Origin of the sequence: Pleomorphomonas sp. PLEO (genome assembly GCF_041320595.1) — a bacterium.
In the GTDB taxonomy this organism is placed as follows: domain Bacteria; phylum Pseudomonadota; class Alphaproteobacteria; order Rhizobiales; family Pleomorphomonadaceae; genus Pleomorphomonas.
This window is the reverse complement of sequence record NZ_CP166625.1, coordinates 1,430,533-1,449,937: the sequence shown is the minus strand read 5'-3', so window position 1 is coordinate 1,449,937 and position 19,405 is coordinate 1,430,533. Positions and strand designations below refer to the sequence as shown.

The window sequence follows — 19,405 nt, the reverse complement described above, 5'->3', positions numbered from 1 at the left end:
GTCGTGACGGCTATTCAAGTAACAAATGAATCGAAGTATGTCAACATGACTGCCATAAATTTTCCGTTTGGGGCTGTATCTCCCTCCGACCAACCGTCTGCGAGTCGCCAGGGTGGCGGGGACCGCGAGGAGCTGGACCTCGAATTGATCGAACTTTTGTTCTTTGCCTACCGGGACTTCGTCGGCGAGGCCGACCACATTCTTGAAGCGATCGGCTATGGCCGAGCCCACCACCGCGTCGTCTACTTCGTCATGCGCAACCCCGGCCTCCGGGTATCCGACCTTCTGGACATCCTGCAGATCACCAAGCAGAGCCTTGGCCGCGTCCTGAAACAGCTGGTCGACGACGGCTATATCGAGCAGCGCCCCGGCCCGATCGACCGGCGCGAACGGCTGCTCTACGCCTCGGAGAAGGGAGAGCGGCTTGCCTCCGACCTGTCCGCCCGCCAGCACGTGCGCCTCATGCGGGCGCTCGCCACGCTGCCGGCCGGATCGCGCGCTACCGTGCGCGACTTCCTCGGCAACATGATCGACGCCCGGGCGCCCGGTGCCCCGGCCGAGAAGGAGGCCTGAGCGATGGCTTCCCTCGCCCCCGCCGACGCCGCCACCCACGTCCTCGTGGTCGACGACGATAGCCGCATCCGCCAGTTGCTGGGTAAATACCTCGGTGGCAACGGCTACCGCGTCACCGCCGCCGCCGACGCCGCCGAGGCGCGCCGCAAGATCTCGGCCATCGAATTCGATATCCTGGTGGTCGACGTGATGATGCCGGGCGAGGATGGCCTCAGCCTCACCCAGGCGCTCAGGTCGGAGCAGGATGTTCCCATCCTGCTTCTGACCGCCAAGTCGGATGGTGCCGACCGCATCCGTGGCCTGGAAGCCGGCGCCGACGACTATCTCACCAAGCCGTTCGAGCCGCGCGAGCTACTCCTCCGCCTCAACAATATCCTGAAGCGCCGGCCGCTGCCGGAAGCGCCACTGACCCGCGAGGAGATCCGCTTCGGCCGCTTCGTCTTCAACGCCAAGCGCGAGGAGCTTTGCGACGGCGACGAGCCGGTACGCCTGACCGACCGCGAGCGGCAGCTGCTCGGCCAGTTCGCTGCCAGCCCCGACGGCACGCTGTCGCGTGAGGCGCTGGCCGGAGAGCCGGGCGAGGTTGGCGAACGCACCATCGACGTGCAGATCAACCGTCTGCGCCGCAAGATTGAAGTCGACCCCGGCAACCCCATGTTCCTGCAAACGGTGCGCGGTGTCGGCTACCGCTTGCGCTTCGAATAATACCAAGATGCATTGAAAATGCCGTTTGGTATTCCGTTTGCCGATTTCTCATGCCCTTGATAAAAATGAGAAATCGGCAATGACTTCAATGAGCGGATGCGTCAGCATCTTCGCGAATTGGAATGAGGAAAATGACGGAAACGCCTGCGCCCGAGACCACTGAGCGACGCGGCCGCGTCGCCGCCAGCCTCGACCGGCTGGATGACGTCATCCGGCGTGTCCGCGTCTTCGTCGGTCGCAACAGCCCATTGATTCTCCGTCGCGCCTGGATCGGCACCGGCCATGCCATCAACCGGTCGCTGCCCAAGGGCCTGCTCGGCCGGTCGCTGCTCATCGTCGTCGTGCCGATGCTGATCCTGCTCGGCGTGTTGACCGGCGTGTTCATGGACCGCCACTGGATCCTGGTCACCCAGCGCCTGTCCGACGCCGTTGCCGGCTCTATCGCCGGCCTCGCCGCCATTTCCGACAACACCGACCTCACCGACGCGCAGCGCGCCGACCTCGTCGCCTCGGCCGGCCAGGCGATGGGGCTCAGCGCGGAAATCATGCCGACCAGCGAGATCGGCCGCCTGCGCCGGTCATCGACCGACATCGTCCACAGCATGCTCGCCGAGGGCATCCAGAAGCGCTCCCGCATGCCCTTTTCCATCCGCGACACCTCCGACGGCAACCGCGTCGAGGTGCGGATGGTCGTCCATGCCGGAGTCCTCAAGGTCGATTTCGCCCGCAGCCTCGCCTACGCCGCCAACTGGCACTTCTTCCTGGTGTGGATGGTCGGCACCGCCCTGTTCCTGGTGCTGGTGTCGCTGATCTTCCTGCGCAACCAGATCAAGCCGATCGAGCGGCTCGCCGCCGCCGCCGAGGCCTTCGGCCGTGGACGCCCGGTGGAAGGCTTCGCGCCCTCCGGCGCCCGTGAGGTGCGGCAGGCCGCCCACGCCTTCATCGGCATGCGCCGCCGCCTCGAACGGCAGATCGAACAGCGCACCACCATGCTGGCCGGTGTCGGCCACGATCTCAAGACCATCCTCACCCGCTTCCGCCTCGGCCTCGCCTTGCTGCCGGAAGGCGAGGAGACAGCTGACCTCCGTTCCGACGTCGCCGAGATGGAAGCCATGCTGGAGGCCTACGTCGACTTTGCCCGCGGCGACGCCGACGAGGCACCTCAGCCGCTCGACGTCGAGGCGACCATCGCCGACTGCCTGCGCCAGACGGCGGACCCGGCCGGACGGACGGTCAATTTCACCTTCACCGGCGACGGCGCGCTGGCGCTGCGCCCCACCGCCTTTCGACGGCTGATCGCCAATCTCGTCGGCAACGCCGCTCGCTACGGCCGCTCGGCGGTGTGGGTCACCGGGGAACGGCGCGAGGGCTGGCTGTCGGTGACCATCGAGGACGATGGCCCCGGCATTCCTGGCGATGAGATGGAGGCGGTGTTCCGGCCCTTCTACAGGCTGGACGCGGCGCGCAACCAGGACGTTCCCGGCACTGGCCTCGGGCTTGCCATCGCCCGCGACGTCGCCCGCAGCCACGGCGGCGACATCGAACTCGGCACCAGCCCGCATGGCGGCCTCAAGGCAACCATCCGCCTGCCCGCATGACACAGGAGTCCGGCGCGGCGGCGCGGTATGTGCGCCGGCGGCGTTTCATACCAAGATGCATTGAAAATGCCTCTTGGTATTCTGCTTGCCGATTTCTCATGCCCCTGATGCAAAAGAGAAATCTGCAATGGCCTCAATGAGCGGATGCGTCAGCATCTTCGCGAATTGGTATCAATCGGCGGGCGGCAGCATTTTGACTGTCCTCTGGGCGTCGAATTCGGCCAGCGGCATGGCGCGACCGAACAGGAAGCCCTGGGCGTAGGTACAGCCGCACTCCTTCAGGAATTCAAACTGCTCCCGCGTTTCGACTCCCTCGGCGACGCACTTCTTGGACATGGCCAGGACCATCTGGATCAAGGCTCGGATCATCGCGTCGCCACCCTCGCTATGGCCGATGTCGCGAATGAAGGAGCGATCGATTTTGACCACGTCGATCGGCATCTTCTTGAGATAGCTGATGGAGGAGAAGCCCGTTCCGAAGTCGTCGATGGCAACACCGCATCCGAGGCGGCGGAACCTGTTCAATGTTTCAACATAGTCGGCATTGTCCGAAAACTTGACGCTCTCGGTGATCTCGATGTTGATCTTTCCCTCAGTAGCAAGGCCGCTTCCATTCAGCAGGAACAGCAGATCCTCAATATGCTCGCGGGACACGAATTCGGCCGCCGACATATTGAATGCCAGGCTCAAGCCGGGATTGCCCCGTGAATATTGCTCCCAGGCCTCAAGCCCATGCTCGAAAACCCATCGGCCGATCTGCAGGATCGAGCCATTCTGCTCGGCGATCGGGATGAAGACGTCCGGTGAGATCAAGCCATGTGCTGGATGCCGCCACCTCAGCAGGGCTTCGGCCCCGATCAACTGCTGGTCGGCAATCCGGATGATCGGCTGGAAGTACAGTTGCATCTGCCGGGACTGAATGGCCGCCGCCATCTCGGTGCTGATCCAGTGGCGCCGGTTGGCTTCGTCCTGCATCTGCTGGGTAAAGAAGCAATAGGTATTGCGGCCGTGCCTCTTGGCCTCGTACATGGCGCTGTCGGCATTCTTCAGCAGCGCTTCAGGCGTATCGCCATCCATCGGATAGACCGTGATGCCGATGCTCGCCGAGGTCTGAACGGCATGCCCGGCCGCCGACAGCGGTTGAGCGATGGCAGACAGAATCCCCCGAACCACGGGAACGATATCGTCGATGCCGTTGAGATCGTTCAACAGCACGATGAACTCGTCGCCGCCCAGACGGCCGACGGTATCGGTGTCCCGCAAGTTTTCTGCGATCCTGTCGCCGGTCTTGATCAGCAGGACGTCGCCGACATTGTGGCCGAGAGCATCATTGACGTCCTTGAAGTGGTCGAGATCGATAAACAACACGGCGAACATGCGGTTGTTGTGGCGGCTCGACACCAGCATCTGCTGCAATCGGTCCGACGTCAGGCTGCGGTTCGGCAGGTTGGTCAAGGCATCGAAATTGGCCTGCCGCTGGATCGTCAGCAGCGCCTTTTTCTCGTCCGTCAGGTCGCTGAAGACGGCGATGTAGCGGACAACTCTGCCGTCTTCCGACTTGACGGCGCAGATCGACAGCCATTCTGGATAGATCTCGCCATCCTTGCGCCGATTGGTGAGTTCGCCCTTCCAAACGCCAGTCCGGCTGATGGAGTCCCACATAGTCCGGTAGAATTCCGGCGACTGTTCCCCGGCGGACAGCACGCGGGGATTGCGGCCGATCACCTCCGCCTCGCTATAGCCGGTGATGCGCGTGAAGGCCGGATTCACCGACAGAATGTTGTTGTTGGCATCCGTCACCACGGTGCCTTCCAGCGCGTTTTCGAACACCGACGCCGACAGCAGGATCTTGTCTTCCGCTTCCTTCTTCTCGGTGATGTCGTGAATGCAGACCACGACGCTCTGGGCTTTGGCACCCCGGTTGACATCGATATAGGGCACCAAGCGGAACAGGTAGATCCGGCGATTTTCGTGGCGGAATTCGAACTCCTCCATCTTCTGCTTGAGAAGAACGCTATGGATTCTCGGAAGAAGCTCGGCGACGGGAACGCCGGTGAGGGCTAGCGTGAAATTGGGGAAGCTATCGAGGGGCAGTTTGAAGAAAATCCTCGCGATTGAGTTGTATCGCGTAATGTCCAATTGCTGGTCGACAACGATAATTCCGTGGTCGAGGCTGTCCAGGACATTGGCGAGATCGCCGCAGGCTTCCGTCAGTTCGCTGGTTCGAGATCCCAGCTCGTCATTGACCGTGGTCAGTTCTTCGTTTGAAGCCTGAAGCTCCTCGTTGGCCGTTTCCAGTTCCTCATTGGACGCCTGTAATTCCTCGTTGGCCGATTGGGCCTCTTCATTGGTCGCTTGCAGCTCCTCGTTGGCCGTTTCCAGTTCCTCGATGACCGTCTGAAGATACTCGCGGTTGAGGATCAGCTCATGCTCGAGCTGCTTGACACGCTCTACCGCCTCGAGGTCGGGTGTCGTCACATCCTGCGCGATGGGCTGCCTGCCCTCGGCCTTTTCGAAGCTGACCAGAAGAAGCGCCGCCTCCTCGGCGTCGCTCTCGCCGCAGTAATGCACCGCGAGCCGCATGTATTCGGATTTGCCGTCGATCAGCACCTCGAAGGCGCTGGAGACCACGGTTTGCTTGTCGCGCGACACGCGATAGGCAAACGCCCGCAGCTCCGGTCTTGCCGTTGGGATGATCAGGGAGAAGGCGTTGAAATCGGCCCTCCCCGTGCGCACCGCAAGGAAGGCGGAACAGTCTCCGAAGATTTCCACGATCTCGCCGGCGGCGGTCATCAGAATGCTCGGCGGAGCATAGATATCGAACAGCCGATCGCGCCCCACCAAGGTGCTGTTGAGCTGTGCCACCTCTTTGCCGACCGGCAGCATCGTATCGCCCGGCATGCCGGTGGAGCCGCGTGTCCGGGCAAAACCGGCGATCATCGGCGTGGCGATCGGGCGTTTGAGGTAGACCTTGCCCTTGCGATCCAGCTCGATGAACAGGCCGCCGAGGCGAGCCACAGACTCCGATTTTCCCAGGAACAGGATCCCGTTGTCACGCAGCGCGTAGTGAAACAGCTTGAGGACGCGGTCTTGAAGGTCCGCCTTGAAATAGATCAGCAAATTGCGGCAGCTGACCATGTCCATGCGAAGGAACGGCGGATCTTGCACCAGATCCTGCCGGGCGAACAGGACGCGATCGCGGAGCCACTTGTGTATGACATACATGCCATCGCGTTCGCTGAAATAGCGGCCGATGGTGTCAGCGTCGATCCCGGCGAGCGCCGCCTCCGGATAGACGCCGGCCCGCGCCACGGCGACGGCTTCGTCGTTGATGTCGGTCGCGAAAATCTGGACGCGATATTTGTCGCGCGCCTCGCCCAGTTCCTCATCGAGGATGATAGCGACCGAATAGACTTCCTCGCCGGTGGCGCAGCCGGGGATCCAAATGCGGATTTCGTCACCTGGGCGCTTCTTCTTCAAAAGGTCGCGCAGGAATTTCCGCACCATGTGGAAGGCATCCGGATCGCGGAAGAAAGACGTCACGCAGATCAGGAAATTGCTTGCCAGCGTCGCCAGTTCGTCGCGCTGATTGCTGACATGCTTGCCGTAGGCTTCGACGGTGGGGATCTGTAGGGCCGCCATGCGCCGCATGATCTGGCGCGAAATCGTCGCATCCTTGTAATTGGCAAAATCCATTCCCGTGTGCGACGCGATCTGCTGGATGATGCCCTGGACGGTCGGAGGCGGCGGATCGGATTCATCGTCGTCGGTCGGCGGCGATCGATGCGGCCACTGGACGATCGACGTCAGCTTGTTGGCGACGTCCTTGGGCGACAGCACCAGATCCGCGCCACCGACGCGGATAGCCGCGCGCGGCATGGAATCGTATTTGGCCGTCTTGGGATCTTGGGCGATCGAAATGCCGCCGGCCGCCTTGATCGCCTTGACGCCGTGGGCGCCATCCGAACCGGTTCCCGACAGCACGATGCCGATGGCATGATCGCGCCGGTCGTCGGCGAGACTCATGAAGAAGCGGTCGACCGATGGTTTGGGACCGATGGTGTTGGTCGGCCGGCTGATGTGGAAGCGTCCGTTGATGACGGTGATATCGGCATTTGGCGGCGCGACGTAGATCGTATCGCGCCGGGGAATGAGGTTGTTGGTCGCTTCCTGAACGGGAAGCTGGGTCTCGCGCGCCAACAATTCGACCATCAGGCTCTTGTGGTCGGGCGACATGTGCTGGGCGATAATATAGGTCATGTCGGCTTGCGGTGGCAGGTTGGCGACAAACGGCCGCAAAGCCTCCAAACCGCCGGCCGAGGCGCCGATTCCTACGTAATAAAGATCTTCGTTGATCGGCCCTGGCGGTTTGCGCGGTTTGCTGGAGGCGGCCTGCTTGGGATCTGGCGTATCGCCGCCGTCCCGATATGCCATGTCGGAATCCGAGCCATCGCGTTCGTCGTCAGCCATTCATCCACCCGCCAAACCTGCCCAGCCTAAATTGGAGCAGAAAGGCCATATTTAAGCAACTCTCGACTTACCGCAACTAAGGTAGGGAACTCCGCACAACTATTTGTTGGCCAACTCCGATTTTTTCTAGCTTTTACTGCTCAACCGCATTGTTTGTAACGTTACAAAAATTGACCGACGAACGATCAACGCAAGCTTCATATGAACTATGCATATATCACCCATTCCTGGGCCGGCAGATCAACGCCTTGATGTGAACAATACATAGAACCGAGCACCAGACGGCAAACAATCCACACGATGACGACCACGCGGATCACGGTAAAGCGGCCAAGCCCCTCCCCCGGCGGTGCCATCGAACTCGGCCCGCGCCCCGGCGGCTGGGCGACACCCGCATGGGGCGGCGCGCCGCCGAGCCGCGCTCTATCCTATTGAATTAAAGCATTTTCTCCGCGTGCCCCTCGGCCGGTTCAGCCACCGGCGCCGCGGAGGGGATATATCCTGAGGAACGCCTCGATCGACAGGGCGACGGAGGCGGCAACTTGTTCGGCTCCCGGCGGGTCGATCACGCCGAACAGGCGGGCTTCCTGGAACTCGGCTTCCAACAGTGCCAGCAGGCGGCGGGCGCCAAGATCGAGACGATCCATGGCGATCCGCCCGGCCTGCCGGTGAGCGGCGAAGAACCGCTCCAGATCGCCCTGCGCCCGCGCCGGGCCGTTGGCGTAAAACGTGGCGGCGAGGCTGGTGGTCTGCCCCTCGATGACCACCATCGACCTCAGCGCCTGAACATCGCTTCTGAGGACGGCGGAGAGATAGGCTTGCCCAAAGACGGCCAGATTGCCGACGATGTCCTCATCATCCGGGTCGAGAAGGGAAAATGCCTCCAGGATCGCCCCGGAGATGAAGGCCTCGGTGACGGCGACGAACAGCTCGTCCTTGGAGCGAAAGTAGCTGTAGATGGTCGCCTTCGAGCCGCCGAACCGGCGCGCGATATCTTCGATGGTGCTGCTGCGGAAACCTGCCTCGGCAAAAGCCCGATGCGCCGCCCCCAGGATGGCTAACCGGCGTTCGTCCGTTCTCTTTCGCATTCGCTCCTCACGCCCCAATCACCGTTCGGCATCCTAATCGCGCGACCTACGCTGTCAACCTAATACAAAACTGGTCCGACTGGTTTAGTTATAGAGAAGTGACAGCGGGATCGCTTCTGGTCTCGCGGCTTTGGTCTCAGAGACTGAGCCGAAATTCGCTGGTGGCTAGGCAGATGGCGATGAAGTCGAAGCTAGATGCCCGCCCCAGTGAGTTTCCGGTCAGGCTCTCGAACGGGATAGGTGGAACATGCGCTATGTGGTCATGGGAGCGGACGGCCAACTCGGTGGCCGGGTCGCCGAAAACATGCTTGAAGCGGTCGACGGCAAGAATCTGGTGTTCACCAGCCCAGATCCGTCACGCATTCCCGCCGACAAGCTCGAACGCTGGAAAGCGAGAGGCGTCACCATCGCCACGGCCAGCTACGATGACCGCGCAGCGATGACCGAGGTGTTCCGGACCGCCAATCGTGTATGGATGATCTCCGGCGTCTACATCGGCCTGCCGCGTCAGCTCCAGCACCGCAACGTCATCGACGCCGCCGTCGATGCCGGCATCGAGCACTTCACCTACACCTCGTTTTTCGGCGCCAACCGGCAGGGCTACGCCCAGTACGTGCTGCCCGACCACACCTTCACCGAGGCCTACCTGCGCAACTCCGGCCTCGCCTTCAACATCATGCGCAACAATCTCTACCTCGAGAATTACTTCGTGAACGCGGTGATGCTGGCCCTGGCCTGTGGCAATCGCTGGGTGACCACCGCCGGCGAAGGCGTCGGCACTTTCGTCGCCAAGGACGACAGCGGCCGCGTCGGCGCCGCCTTGCTGCTCGGCAAGGGCGAGCCCAACGCCGATTACGACGTCTGCGGCCGCCCGATCAGCCAGCGAAAGATCTGCGAGATGATCGTGGCCGCCTCCGGCATACCGTTCAGCTACGAGCCGGTCGACGATGAGGCCTTCTACACCTATCTCGACGGTCTCGGCATTCCCCGCTCCAGCGAAGACAACGGCGCGAAATCGCCTGTTCCCTGGTGCAGCAACGACATGGTGAGCAACGAAGCCGCCATCGGCCTTGGCCAGATGAACGTGGAAAGCGACACCATCGAGCGCCTGACCGGTCGCAAGCCAACCGATCCGGCCGATCTTATCGAGACCTACGCTTCGGTCTGGCGCCGCAAGTCATAGGCCATGGTGAAACGGTCGCGGGGCATTGCCTACCCCGCGACCATCTCAGCGGACACTCTCACCGCGTTAGCGCAGGAAGATCGCTTTCGCCGCCGCTTTGACGATCTCGGCCAGTTCGACCGGGTCAGTGGAAATCATCCGTCTGTGATGAGGCGCTGCCATGGCCAGCGTGACGGAACTCATCAGCAGCGAGAAGAAGACGCTCGGCGCCACATCGGCAATCACCTTCTGCCGAATGCCGTCCTCGATCAGCGGCATGGCGTCCTGGCCGAACGGGCCGATCAGCCGATCGATCAGCATGTCCATGCGCTCGCCCGGCGTCGACGCCTCCTGCAACAGAAGACCGGGAAACACCGGCAGGTCGATGGCGACGTCGACAATCACGTCGATGAACAGTTCGAGGCGCTGCCGCACCCCCATGCCCGTATCGTCCTTGATGGCTCTAAGCGCGGCGGCGCGGCTTTCATGGGTGGCGGCAAGATCGATCATCGCCGACCATAGCCCGGCCTTGGAGCCGAACAGCCGGTTGATCAGCGCCATGTCGACGCCGGCCTCATCGGCCACCGCCCGGAGCGATGTGCCGTCATAGCCCTTGCGGGAAAACTGGTGCATCGCGGCGCGCAGCAGCGCGGTCCGCCCCGATTCCGCCGTCTTGGGCCGTCGGCCGGTCCGGCGTTTTGCACCACTGTCTTCGTCCATCCCCGACCTGTCCTCCAAAGCACGTGTCCTATCTCTACAGCCCGATCGGCAGACCGGTCGTCCCGCAAAGCTACCTATCACTTCGCCATTGACGGTGAAATCAGCCCCTCGTATTAAGTCATCAACTGATGACTTTTTGGACGTGGGAGCGTCCTGTCTCGGGAGGAACCCATGACCGACCCTGCCGCCGGGAATAGCTTCGCGCCGAACGTGATCCTCGAGATGCGCAACATCACCAAGACGTTTCCAGGCGTCCGGGCGTTGAGCGACGTCAGCTTTTCGGTAGAGGAAGGCGAAATCCACGCGCTCTGCGGTGAAAACGGCGCCGGCAAGTCGACGCTGATGAAGGTGCTGAGCGGCGTCTATCCCCATGGCACCTACGAAGGCGAGATCTACTACAACGGCGAACTCAAAAAGTTCGGCTCGATCAAGGATACCGAGGAAGAAGGTATCATCATCATCCACCAGGAACTCGCGCTGATCCCGTTGCTGTCGATCGCCGAGAACATCTTCCTGGGCAACGAGGTCGCCAAGGGCGGCGTCATCGACTGGGCCGAAGCGACGCGCCGGACATCGGAGCTTCTGGCCAAGGTCGGCCTCAAGGAAAACCCCTCGACGCTGATCACCCACATCGGCGTCGGCAAGCAGCAGCTGGTGGAGATCGCCAAGGCGCTGTCCAAGAAGGTCAAGCTGCTCATCCTCGACGAGCCCACCGCCTCGCTCAACGAGAGCGATTCCAATGCGCTGCTCGAGCTGCTTCTCGAATTCAAGAAGCAGGGGCTGACCTCGATCATCATCTCGCACAAGCTCAACGAGATCTCCCGCGTCGCCGACAAGATCACCGTGTTGCGCGACGGCGCCACGGTCGAGACGCTGGACTGCCACGCCGAGAAGATCTCCGAGGCGCGCATCATCCGCGGCATGGTCGGTCGCGAACTCTCCGACCGCTTCCCCAAGCGCGTACCGAAGATCGGCGAGACCATCTTCGAGGTGCGCAACTGGACGGCCTACCATCCGCTTCACGCCGACCGGAAGATTTCCAACGCCATCAACCTCAACGTCAAGCGCGGTGAGGTGGTAGGCATCGCCGGCCTGATGGGCGCCGGCCGTACCGAATTCGCCATGAGCGTGTTCGGCCGCGCCTACGGCCGGAATATCTCCGGCGAGGTGCTGATCAAGGGCGAGCCGGCCGACGTCTCCACTGTCGAGCGGGCGATCAAGTCGGGCCTCGCCTACGTCACTGAGGATCGCAAGCAGCTCGGCTTGGTGCTGATCAACAATGTGATGCACAACACCACGCTGGCCAACCACAAGGGCATCTCGAAGAACTTCGTCATCAACGAGCATGTCGAGCGCAAGGCGGCCAACGAATATCGCCAGAAGCTCAGGATCCGCACGCCCAGCATCTATCAGGACGTCGTCAACCTGTCGGGCGGCAACCAGCAGAAGGTCGTCCTGGCCAAGTGGCTGTTCACCAACCCGGACGTGCTGATCCTTGACGAGCCGACGCGCGGCATCGACGTCGGCGCCAAATACGAGATCTACACCATCGTCAACGACCTCGTTGCCGCCGGCAAGGCGGTCATCTTCATCTCCTCGGAAATGCCGGAACTGCTCGGCACCTGCGACCGCATCTACGTCATGAACGAAGGCGCGATCGTCGCCGAAATGCCCGTTGCCGAGGCCAGCCAGGAAAACATCATGGGCGCCATCATGCGCTAGAGCCTTCGCCGGCCAGATGACCGCATCTGGCCGCCAAGCGAAGGCTCCGGATTATTTGGTTCGAGCAGCCGCTTTTCGATCGGGTTGTTCCAACCCGATCGGCGGGTGCTCCAGGGGAGAGAGTCTGATGTCCAGCGTGAATTCGCCCATGGCGGAAGGCAATGAGGGGTCGATGCTGTCGGTGCTCCGGCGCAACGCCAAGGATTACGGCATGCTCATCGCGCTGATCGCGGTGATGGTGTTCTTCCAGGTGATCACCGGCGGCGTTCTGTTCATGCCGGTCAATCTGACCAACCTGGTGCTGCAGAACTCTTTCGTCGTGATCATGGCGCTCGGCATGCTGCTGGTGATCATCGCCGGCCATATCGACCTTTCCGTCGGTTCCATCGTCGGCGTCATCGGGGCGCTCGCCGCCATCCTGATGATCAGGCTTCAGATCAATCCCTGGGTCGCCTGCCTGATCTGCCTGATCGCCGGGGGTGCCATCGGCGCGGCGCAGGGCTACTGGGTGGCCTATCACCACATCCCCGCCTTCATCGTCACGCTGGCCGGCATGCTGGTGTTCCGCGGCGTCACCTTCTGGATCCTCGGCGGCATCAACATCAGTCCCTTCCCAGCCGAATTCACCAAGCTCTCCACCGGCTTCCTGCCCGACCCGTTCGCCATACCCGGCGTCAACTCCACGGCGGTCATTCTCACCCTGCTGCTGACGGCCGCCTTTGTTCGCTGGTCGCTCCTCGGCCGCAAGAGCGAAGAGGCGCATGGCGAGGAAGTGCCGCCGATGCCGGTTTTCCTGGTGCAGACGACGATCGTCTCGGCGATCATCTTGCTGTTCGGCTATCAGCTGGCGGTCTTCAAGGGCATTCCCAACATTCTGCTGATCATGGGCGCCATGGTCGGCGCCTATTATTTCCTGACGACACGCACTACCATCGGCCGCTCCATCTACGCCCTCGGCGGCAACGAGAAGGCGACGCGGCTCTCCGGCATCAATACCAACCGCTATTCCTTCTATACGTTCATCAACATGGGCGTCATGGCGGCCTTCGCCGGCCTGATCGTCGCCGCCCGCCTCAACTCCTCGACGCCCAAGGCCGGCACCGGCTTCGAGATGGACTGCATCGCCGCCTGCTACATCGGCGGCGCCTCGACCACCGGCGGCGTCGGCCGGGTGACCGGCGCGGTGGTTGGCGCCTTCATCATGGGCGTGCTCAACAACGGCATGTCGATCATGGGCCTCGGCATCGACTTCCAGCAGATGGTCAAGGGCCTCGTCCTGCTCGCCGCCGTGGTGTTCGACCTCTACAATAAAAACAAGGGGTAAAACCTCACACCTCCAGCCCCGATCCTCCTCACGAACTTGGCGGAGCCGAAAGGCTCCGCTTTTTCATATGAAAAGCCCCGGCGCGGGTGGCACCGGGGCTTAAGATTGACTTACGATTTTGACCTGTCAGGCGGCGCGCCTATGCGGCGGCGTGCGCAGATTGGCCACCGGCTCCCAGACCGAACGATCGAGCTCGCGCTCGGCGGTCTCGCGGCAGAAGCCGACGTCGTCGAGCAGATACGGGTCCTCGACCAGCCGCTGCAGGTCGTGCCTCAAAAGGCTGCGCTTGCGCCACTGCCGATAGAGCTGGCTCGGATTAAAAGTGCCGCCGGCCCACTGACGGAGGGACATCGAGTTGATCATGATAGAACTCCGTACTGTTCGCTTGGCTTCTATATGACGATGCCGACCCGTCCCTTCAAACGCCTTTTTTGCCCGCTTGACGTTCCAAAAACTCACCCGTAAACAAATCCTTACCAAGGGCGTTAAAGCAATGGTCAGAGTGCGGACGCCGTCTAAGTGAAATGACGTGCGAAAGCGTCATATTTCTGACAATACGGCCTTTTTTCGACTGCAAACTACGGGGTTTACGGGATGATGGTATGCCGCTGATACCTTGGTCGACTAGCAGTTTTCCGCAGGACGCAGCAGCCCCTTTTTGTGCGTGAAAATCAACCAGACCCATTTAGCAGGAGCGCCGAACGTGGCCGTCAACCGCCTGCCCAGCCTCAACGCCCTCAAGGCCTTCGAAAGTGTCGCCCGCCTCGGCGCGTTCAACCGCGCCGCCGAGGAGCTCAACGTCACCGAGAGCGCCGTCAGCCGGCAGATCAGGGCGCTGGAGGATGATCTGCGCGTCGAGCTGTTCCGCCGCGTTCACCGTGGCGTCCGCTTGTCGCCGGAGGGCGAACAGCTGGCGCTGTCGCTCGGCACGGCCTTCGAGGCAATCCGACGCGGCGTCGAGCAGATCCGGGCCCGCCCCGGTGTCGTCCGTGTCCGCACGCCGCCCACCTTCGGCGCCCGCTGGCTACTGCCCCGCCTTCGAAGCTTCGAGACGGCCAATCCCGACCTCACGGTGCGCGTATCGGTGCTGTGGGAGAACATGGACCCCAGCGACGTCGAGAACGACGTCGGCATCCTCTATGAGACGCGGCAGTGGCAGCCGGAGGAACTGGTGCCTTTCCTGATGGAGCGGCTGACGCCGGTCTGCTCACCGAGCTATTACCAGACCGTCGCCCATCTTGAGCCGGTGGAGCAGTTGCGCCGCGGTCAGGTCTTGCACTGTTCTGGCATGACCGACTGGACGCGCTGGGTCACCCGCGCCTTCGGCGACAACGCGATCGACGTCGAGCACGGCGAAACCTTCGACACAATGGACACCGCGCTGCGCGCCGCCGAGGCGGGGCGCGGCTTTGCCATAGCCGACCTTTCGATGATCGACGACGACCTCAGCCTCGGTCGCCTGGTGGCGCCCTTCCGCATCGTCGCCCCCGGCGTCGACAACTTCTATCTCGTCCGTCGCGACCGATTGAGGCCGAAGCCGGAGGTGACACGCTTCGTCGAATGGCTCTACGCCCAGGTCGAGGAGATGAACGAGGCGCGGTGAGGATGGCCGCCGGAGCGGAATTCCCTAGTAGAGTCGGCCACCGACCACCGCGTCCTTGTCCGGCGCCACCAGAACGACATGGCCGGCGGCGTCGGGCACGCCCAGCGTCAACACCTCCGAGCGCATCGGGCCGATCTGCTTGGGCGGGAAGTTGACGACGCCGAGCACCAGCCGGCCGACGAGGTCTTCCACCTTGTAGTTCTCGGTGATCTGCGCCGAAGACCGGCGTTGGCCGATCTCCGGTCCGAAGTCGATGACGAGCTTGTAGGCCGGCCGCCGCGCTTCCTTGAACACCTCGGCCGCGATGACGCGGCCGACGCGGATGTCGACTTTCAGGAAGTCGTCGTAGCCGATCTGCTCGCTCATGCTCAGCCCGCCAGCTCGCGCGAACGGCGGGCAGCGGCGGCGATCGCCTCGTCGACGAGCGGCTGCCAGCCTTGCTCGCCCATCAGCACCGCCAGCGCGGCGGCGGTGGTGCCGCCCGGCGAGGTAACGTTCTTCCTGAGCGTCGCTGCATCGGTCGGCACGCCAGCCAACAGCGCACCGCCACCGATGATGGTCTGGCGGGCGAGCAGCATGGATAGATCATGCGACAGCCCCGCCTTTTCGCCGGCGGCGGCCAGCGCTTCGACCAGCAGGAAAACATAGGCCGGCCCGCCCCCCGAAAGCGCGGTCACCACGTCGATCAGCGCTTCGTCAGTAATCCAGGCCGACTTGCCGACCGCGTTGAGCAAGCTGGTCACGATGCGCCGGTGCGCCTCGGTCACCACGCCGTTGCCGACGGCCACCGACATGCCCTGCCCCACCTGGGCCGGCGTGTTGGGCATGACGCGGATGATCGGCCCGTCGCCAAGCGCCGCCGAAAGGTTGGCGAGCGTCGTGCCGGCGGCGATCGACACCACCAGGGTCGTCGGCCCGACCACGCGCCGTAGCGCCGGCAGCGCCTCGCCCATCTGCTGCGGCTTGACCGCGAGCACCACCACATCGGCCGGCGCGCTGATGTCGGCAGCGTCCTTATAATGGGTGACCGAATATTCGATCAGCATCGAGAAGGCTTCGGAGCCGATATGCGGGTCGACGATCGCCACGGCCTTGGGGCTCATCCCCTTCTTGAGCCAGCCATGCAGCATGGCTCCGCCCATCTTGCCGGCTCCGACGAGCACGAGCGATCCGATATCCGAAAACGGCATGATGATCTCCCCGTCCGGCCCGGCCACACGCACACGGGGGCCACGATCCGGTTGTCTCCGGTCTGCCACAAATCGGCCGGTCAGAAAAGCGGCGGCTGGCGTCAGAAAGAATCGCTCCTTCATCGATTCGTTCGTTTTCGAAAAATCGCCCCCTCAGGGTGCCTGGCCGCCGATTTTATGGTTAACCAAATGTGTTCCCAAATCGCGCAATTGTGATAATATTCATTTGTATTAAATTTCGATTGCCGCACCGTTTCAGATCAATAACCATACTGTGGCATCAATACATCAGCCAGAATACGCCGTCGTCTTGCCCAGATTTCGTCAAATTCTCGCATCGACACCGCCTCAATTGGACATCATCTTCCACTCATCGAACAGCCGGGCAGCAATTGCTTACGGCCAGATGCAAGGTGCGCGGGGCAACTCCCAATGTCACCGCGCCAAGTGTGTAAGGAGTGAAAGAATGAGCAAGCTGCTTCTAGGCGCCGTCGCCGGTACAGCCCTTCTCCTGTCGGCCCCGGTTTTCGCCGCCGACCTTAACGAGCCGATCCCGGCGGCCCCCTACGCCGCTCCGGTTTCGACCGCCTTCGATTGGACAGGTGCCTATGTCGGTGCCGACGCTGGTTACAGCTGGGCCAACAAGCCTTCGTCCTTCAGCAAGAATCACGACGCTGTCGTGGGTGGCGTGTTCGCCGGCTACAACTACCAGATCCAGAACAACATCGTCGTCGGTGGTGAAGGCGAAGTCGCTTACGGCGGCGCTGACCCGCTGGCCACCTGGACCGGCGCCATCCGTGGCCGCGCCGGCTACGCCTTCGACAACATCCTGGTCTACGGCACGGCCGGTGGCCTGGTCGGCCAGGGCGAGATGAAGAACAACGGCTCCGACAACACCCGGACCCACTACGGCTATCAGGTCGGCGCCGGTGTCGAAGCCGCTCTGACCACCAACATCACGGCCCGTGCCGAGTACCTCTACACCGGCACCAACACCCGTAACTACGGTTCGGCCGGCGGTGACGGCGACCTCAGCGGCAACGCCGTCAAGCTCGGCGTCGCCTACAAGTTCTGATCTTTAAAAGGTCAGGTATCTGAAGGCCCCGGCAGCTTCGGCTCCGGGGCCTTTTTTTATGTCGGCGAGCTAGCGGCGCTCCGCGGCAAGTCCTTTGTTGCAAAGGAAAACCCGCTTTGCGACTATGGGCGGCGCAGGTCGCTGGAAGGACGTCGGATTTGGTCGCTGATTCCCCAAACGGTGATGGACCTCTTGGTACGGTGGAGCGCAAGCTGGAAGCCACCGTCGCCACCGGCACGCCGGCCGAGCGCCGCCTGGCCCGCTTCTTCATCGACAATCTCGCCAATGTGCCCTTCGAGACGGCGGCCTCCATCGGCCAGCAACTGCACTTGAGCCCGATGACCGTCAGCCGCTTTCTGCGGCGGCTCGGCTTTCAGGGTCTCGACGGTCTCAAGACCGAACTGAGGTTGCGCGCCACCACCACCGCCTGGCAGGTCAGCGACACGCCCGACACGCTGCAACGCGACTTGCAGAACGGCCAGCTGCTCGCCGAGGTGATGACCGACCAGATCGAAACGCTGCACCGGCTCTACGCGCTGTCCAAGCAGCCGGTCTGGGCGGAGGCCGTCAGGCGCCTCCTCACGGCGCGCGAAGTGTTCGTCGCCAGCTATCAGAACATCGGCGGCATCGCCCGCTACTTTGCCGAACAGCTCGCCTACGCCCGGGACGGCGTGCGCTATCTCGACGGCCTCAACGGCACCTACGCCGAACTGCTCGACCATCCGCCCGAGGGCACGCTGCTGGTGCTGGTCGACTGCCGGCGCTTTGCCAGCAAATCGCGGGTGTTGGCGCGGGAGGCGGTCGCTGCCGGCCACGACCTTCTGGTGGTCACCGATCAATATTGCGATTGGGTGGCCGAGGATCAGTGCGTCCTGATGCTGCCGGCGACGCGATCGCGCACCTGGGACAACTTCATGTCGCTCGCCGCCCTGCTCGACTTCCTGATGACATCGGTGATCGCCGATGGCGGCGAAGCGGTGCGGCGGCGCACCCAGCGCATCGCCCGCCTTCAGGACGTATTTGGCGACTTCGAGAAACGCTGAACCGCCGCCGGCCCTTGCGAACCAGCGGCGGTCAAATTCAAACGGCGATCAGGCAGCTCAGTCGGCCTTCACCTTGGTCCAGACCGAATCCCACAGCCGGATGCCGTCGCCGAGATCCTGGACGAGATTGAACAGCTTGAACGTCGCCTCGTCGGGGTAGAGCGCCTTGTTGGAGGTCAGCCCCTTGTCGATCAGCGGCAGCGCCGCCTTGTTGGGCGAACCGCCGCGCAGCCAGTTGGTGTTCTTGGCCGATACGTCCGGACGCATCATGTATTCGAAGAACAGTTTGGCTTCGGCGACATCGGGCGCGGTCTTCAACAGGCACATGTTCTCCTGGAAGCCGTTGACGCCCTCACGCGGCAGCACATAGTCGACCTTGTCCTTGGCGGTATCGACCGTCTGGGCAGCCGAACCTGACCACCACTGCGCCACGGCGAAGTCGCCGTTGACCACCTTGTCGCCGATGCCGTCGGTCAGCATGGCCGCCCAATAGGGCTTGGCCTTGATGATGGTGTCGCGCGCCTTGGCGAGTTCCTTGGGATCGGTGGAGTTGATCGAGAAGCCGTTGTAGATCAGCGCCGCGCCGACGGTCTCGCGCACGTCGTCGAGCATGGCGATCTTGCCCTTCAGCGCCTCCGGCGGATCGAACACCACCTTCCAGGTCTCGACGTCCTGGCCTGATGTCATCGTCTTGTTGACCAGCAGACCGGTCGAGCCCCAATTGTAAGGCATGCAGGCCTGGTGATCGGGATCGGTCTTGGCGCGGAAATACTTGGGATCGATGTTCTCGTGGCCCTTCAGACTCTGCAAGCCAACTGGCTGCAGCAGATCAAGCGACGTCATGATGTCCTGCATGTGCACGGACGGGAAGACGATGTCGTAGCCGGTGGCGCCAGCCTGGATCTTGGCCAGCATCTCTTCGTTGTTGCCGTAATTGTCGAGCGTGGTGGCGATGCCGGTTTCCTTGGAGAAATCCTCGATCACCTGGGGGTCGATATAGATCGACCAGTTGTAGAGGGCGAGCTTGCCCGCCGCCGCGGCGGGATGGACAAGGGCAAGGCCGGCAAGACAGGCGGCGGTCAATGTTCCGAGGCAGCTTTTGCGGTTCATGGAGTTCTCCCTGAGGGGGATG

The 19,405-nt window shown here is 62.6% G+C and carries 16 protein-coding genes; 9 read left to right on the top strand and 7 right to left on the bottom strand.

Features of this window, described 5'->3' with window-relative positions:
* Positions 1–144 precede the first annotated feature (144 nt).
* From AB6N07_RS06445 to AB6N07_RS06435, 3 genes are all read left to right on the top strand, one after another.
* Positions 145–573 carry a MarR family winged helix-turn-helix transcriptional regulator gene (locus AB6N07_RS06445; protein WP_370676980.1) on the top strand — a complete coding sequence of 143 codons (429 nt, stop codon included), beginning with the start codon at positions 145–147 and terminating at the stop codon, positions 571–573.
* Between the two features lie 3 nt (positions 574–576).
* Positions 577–1,278: a response regulator gene (locus AB6N07_RS06440; protein WP_370676979.1), complete on the top strand. Its 702-nt coding sequence runs from the start codon at positions 577–579 to the stop codon at positions 1,276–1,278.
* 131 nt (positions 1,279–1,409) lie between these two features.
* Positions 1,410–2,876, top strand: coding sequence for an ATP-binding protein (locus AB6N07_RS06435; RefSeq protein WP_370676978.1), 1,467 nt, complete (start codon positions 1,410–1,412; stop codon positions 2,874–2,876).
* Positions 2,877–3,047: 171 nt separating this feature from the next.
* On the opposite strand, the gene AB6N07_RS06430 is transcribed toward AB6N07_RS06435, so the two are convergent.
* Entirely contained in the window at positions 3,048–7,346 is a 4,299-nt protein-coding gene (locus AB6N07_RS06430) for an EAL domain-containing protein (RefSeq protein WP_370676977.1), read from the bottom strand.
* Positions 7,347–7,816: 470 nt separating this feature from the next.
* The gene (locus AB6N07_RS06425; protein ID WP_370676976.1) at positions 7,817–8,434 is read right to left on the bottom strand and encodes a TetR/AcrR family transcriptional regulator; all 618 of its coding nucleotides are present in this window, start codon (positions 8,432–8,434) and stop codon (positions 7,817–7,819) included.
* Positions 8,435–8,681: 247 nt separating this feature from the next.
* Between AB6N07_RS06425 and AB6N07_RS06420 the strand changes: the two genes are divergently transcribed.
* Positions 8,682–9,617 carry an NmrA family NAD(P)-binding protein gene (locus AB6N07_RS06420; RefSeq protein ID WP_370676975.1) on the top strand — a complete coding sequence of 312 codons (936 nt, stop codon included), beginning with the start codon at positions 8,682–8,684 and terminating at the stop codon, positions 9,615–9,617.
* Positions 9,618–9,683: 66 nt separating this feature from the next.
* Here AB6N07_RS06420 and AB6N07_RS06415 read toward each other — a convergent pair whose 3' ends face one another.
* On the bottom strand, positions 9,684–10,316 hold the full coding sequence (locus AB6N07_RS06415) for a TetR/AcrR family transcriptional regulator (protein ID WP_370676974.1): 633 nt from the start codon (positions 10,314–10,316) through the stop codon (positions 9,684–9,686).
* A gap of 171 nt (positions 10,317–10,487) precedes the next feature.
* Between AB6N07_RS06415 and mmsA the strand changes: the two genes are divergently transcribed.
* Together mmsA and mmsB are read left to right on the top strand one after the other, a co-directional pair.
* Positions 10,488–12,038, top strand: a complete 1,551-nt coding sequence (gene mmsA / locus AB6N07_RS06410) for a multiple monosaccharide ABC transporter ATP-binding protein (RefSeq protein WP_370676973.1) — start codon at positions 10,488–10,490, stop codon at positions 12,036–12,038.
* 127 nt (positions 12,039–12,165) lie between these two features.
* Positions 12,166–13,362 (top strand): multiple monosaccharide ABC transporter permease, encoded by a 1,197-nt coding sequence (mmsB, locus tag AB6N07_RS06405; protein ID WP_370676972.1) that lies wholly within the window; start codon positions 12,166–12,168, stop codon positions 13,360–13,362.
* A gap of 126 nt (positions 13,363–13,488) precedes the next feature.
* Here mmsB and AB6N07_RS06400 read toward each other — a convergent pair whose 3' ends face one another.
* On the bottom strand, positions 13,489–13,725 hold the full coding sequence (locus AB6N07_RS06400; RefSeq protein WP_370676971.1) for a hypothetical protein: 237 nt from the start codon (positions 13,723–13,725) through the stop codon (positions 13,489–13,491).
* Between the two features lie 340 nt (positions 13,726–14,065).
* On the opposite strand from AB6N07_RS06400, the gene AB6N07_RS06395 reads away from it, so the two are divergent.
* A complete protein-coding gene (locus AB6N07_RS06395) occupies positions 14,066–14,965 on the top strand; it encodes a LysR substrate-binding domain-containing protein (RefSeq protein ID WP_370676970.1) in 900 nt (299 codons plus the stop codon).
* A gap of 24 nt (positions 14,966–14,989) precedes the next feature.
* Here the strand turns inward: AB6N07_RS06395 and AB6N07_RS06390 are convergent, their stop codons facing one another.
* Positions 14,990–15,331: a tRNA-binding protein gene (locus tag AB6N07_RS06390; protein WP_370676969.1), complete on the bottom strand. Its 342-nt coding sequence runs from the start codon at positions 15,329–15,331 to the stop codon at positions 14,990–14,992.
* Between the two features lie 2 nt (positions 15,332–15,333).
* Positions 15,334–16,155 (bottom strand): pyrroline-5-carboxylate reductase, encoded by an 822-nt coding sequence (gene proC, locus AB6N07_RS06385; protein ID WP_370676968.1) that lies wholly within the window; start codon positions 16,153–16,155, stop codon positions 15,334–15,336.
* 466 nt (positions 16,156–16,621) lie between these two features.
* On the opposite strand from proC, the gene AB6N07_RS06380 reads away from it, so the two are divergent.
* Together AB6N07_RS06380 and AB6N07_RS06375 are read left to right on the top strand one after the other, a co-directional pair.
* Positions 16,622–17,230, top strand: a complete 609-nt coding sequence (locus AB6N07_RS06380) for an outer membrane protein (protein WP_370676967.1) — start codon at positions 16,622–16,624, stop codon at positions 17,228–17,230.
* Positions 17,231–17,388: 158 nt separating this feature from the next.
* Positions 17,389–18,273 carry a MurR/RpiR family transcriptional regulator gene (locus AB6N07_RS06375; RefSeq protein ID WP_370676966.1) on the top strand — a complete coding sequence of 295 codons (885 nt, stop codon included), beginning with the start codon at positions 17,389–17,391 and terminating at the stop codon, positions 18,271–18,273.
* Between the two features lie 57 nt (positions 18,274–18,330).
* On the opposite strand, the gene AB6N07_RS06370 is transcribed toward AB6N07_RS06375, so the two are convergent.
* A complete protein-coding gene (locus tag AB6N07_RS06370; RefSeq protein WP_370676965.1) occupies positions 18,331–19,383 on the bottom strand; it encodes a PotD/PotF family extracellular solute-binding protein in 1,053 nt (350 codons plus the stop codon).
* Positions 19,384–19,405 lie beyond the last annotated feature (22 nt).

Excerpts from the sequence above, each read along its gene's own strand:
- AB6N07_RS06440 (WP_370676979.1), top strand. The coding sequence starts at position 577 with ATGGCTTCCCTCGCCCCCGCCGACGCCGCCACCCACGTCCTCGTGGTC.
- AB6N07_RS06435 (WP_370676978.1), top strand. The coding sequence starts at position 1,410 with ATGACGGAAACGCCTGCGCCCGAGACCACTGAGCGACGCGGCCGCGTC.
- AB6N07_RS06430 (WP_370676977.1), bottom strand. The coding sequence starts at position 7,346 with ATGGCTGACGACGAACGCGATGGCTCGGATTCCGACATGGCATATCGG.
- AB6N07_RS06425 (WP_370676976.1), bottom strand. The coding sequence starts at position 8,434 with ATGCGAAAGAGAACGGACGAACGCCGGTTAGCCATCCTGGGGGCGGCG.
- AB6N07_RS06420 (WP_370676975.1), top strand. The coding sequence starts at position 8,682 with ATGCGCTATGTGGTCATGGGAGCGGACGGCCAACTCGGTGGCCGGGTC.
- AB6N07_RS06415 (WP_370676974.1), bottom strand. The coding sequence starts at position 10,316 with ATGGACGAAGACAGTGGTGCAAAACGCCGGACCGGCCGACGGCCCAAG.
- mmsA (WP_370676973.1), top strand. The coding sequence starts at position 10,488 with ATGACCGACCCTGCCGCCGGGAATAGCTTCGCGCCGAACGTGATCCTC.
- mmsB (WP_370676972.1), top strand. The coding sequence starts at position 12,166 with ATGTCCAGCGTGAATTCGCCCATGGCGGAAGGCAATGAGGGGTCGATG.
- AB6N07_RS06400 (WP_370676971.1), bottom strand. The coding sequence starts at position 13,725 with ATGATCAACTCGATGTCCCTCCGTCAGTGGGCCGGCGGCACTTTTAAT.
- AB6N07_RS06390 (WP_370676969.1), bottom strand. The coding sequence starts at position 15,331 with ATGAGCGAGCAGATCGGCTACGACGACTTCCTGAAAGTCGACATCCGC.
- proC (WP_370676968.1), bottom strand. The coding sequence starts at position 16,155 with ATGCCGTTTTCGGATATCGGATCGCTCGTGCTCGTCGGAGCCGGCAAG.
- AB6N07_RS06380 (WP_370676967.1), top strand. The coding sequence starts at position 16,622 with ATGAGCAAGCTGCTTCTAGGCGCCGTCGCCGGTACAGCCCTTCTCCTG.
- AB6N07_RS06370 (WP_370676965.1), bottom strand. The coding sequence starts at position 19,383 with ATGAACCGCAAAAGCTGCCTCGGAACATTGACCGCCGCCTGTCTTGCC.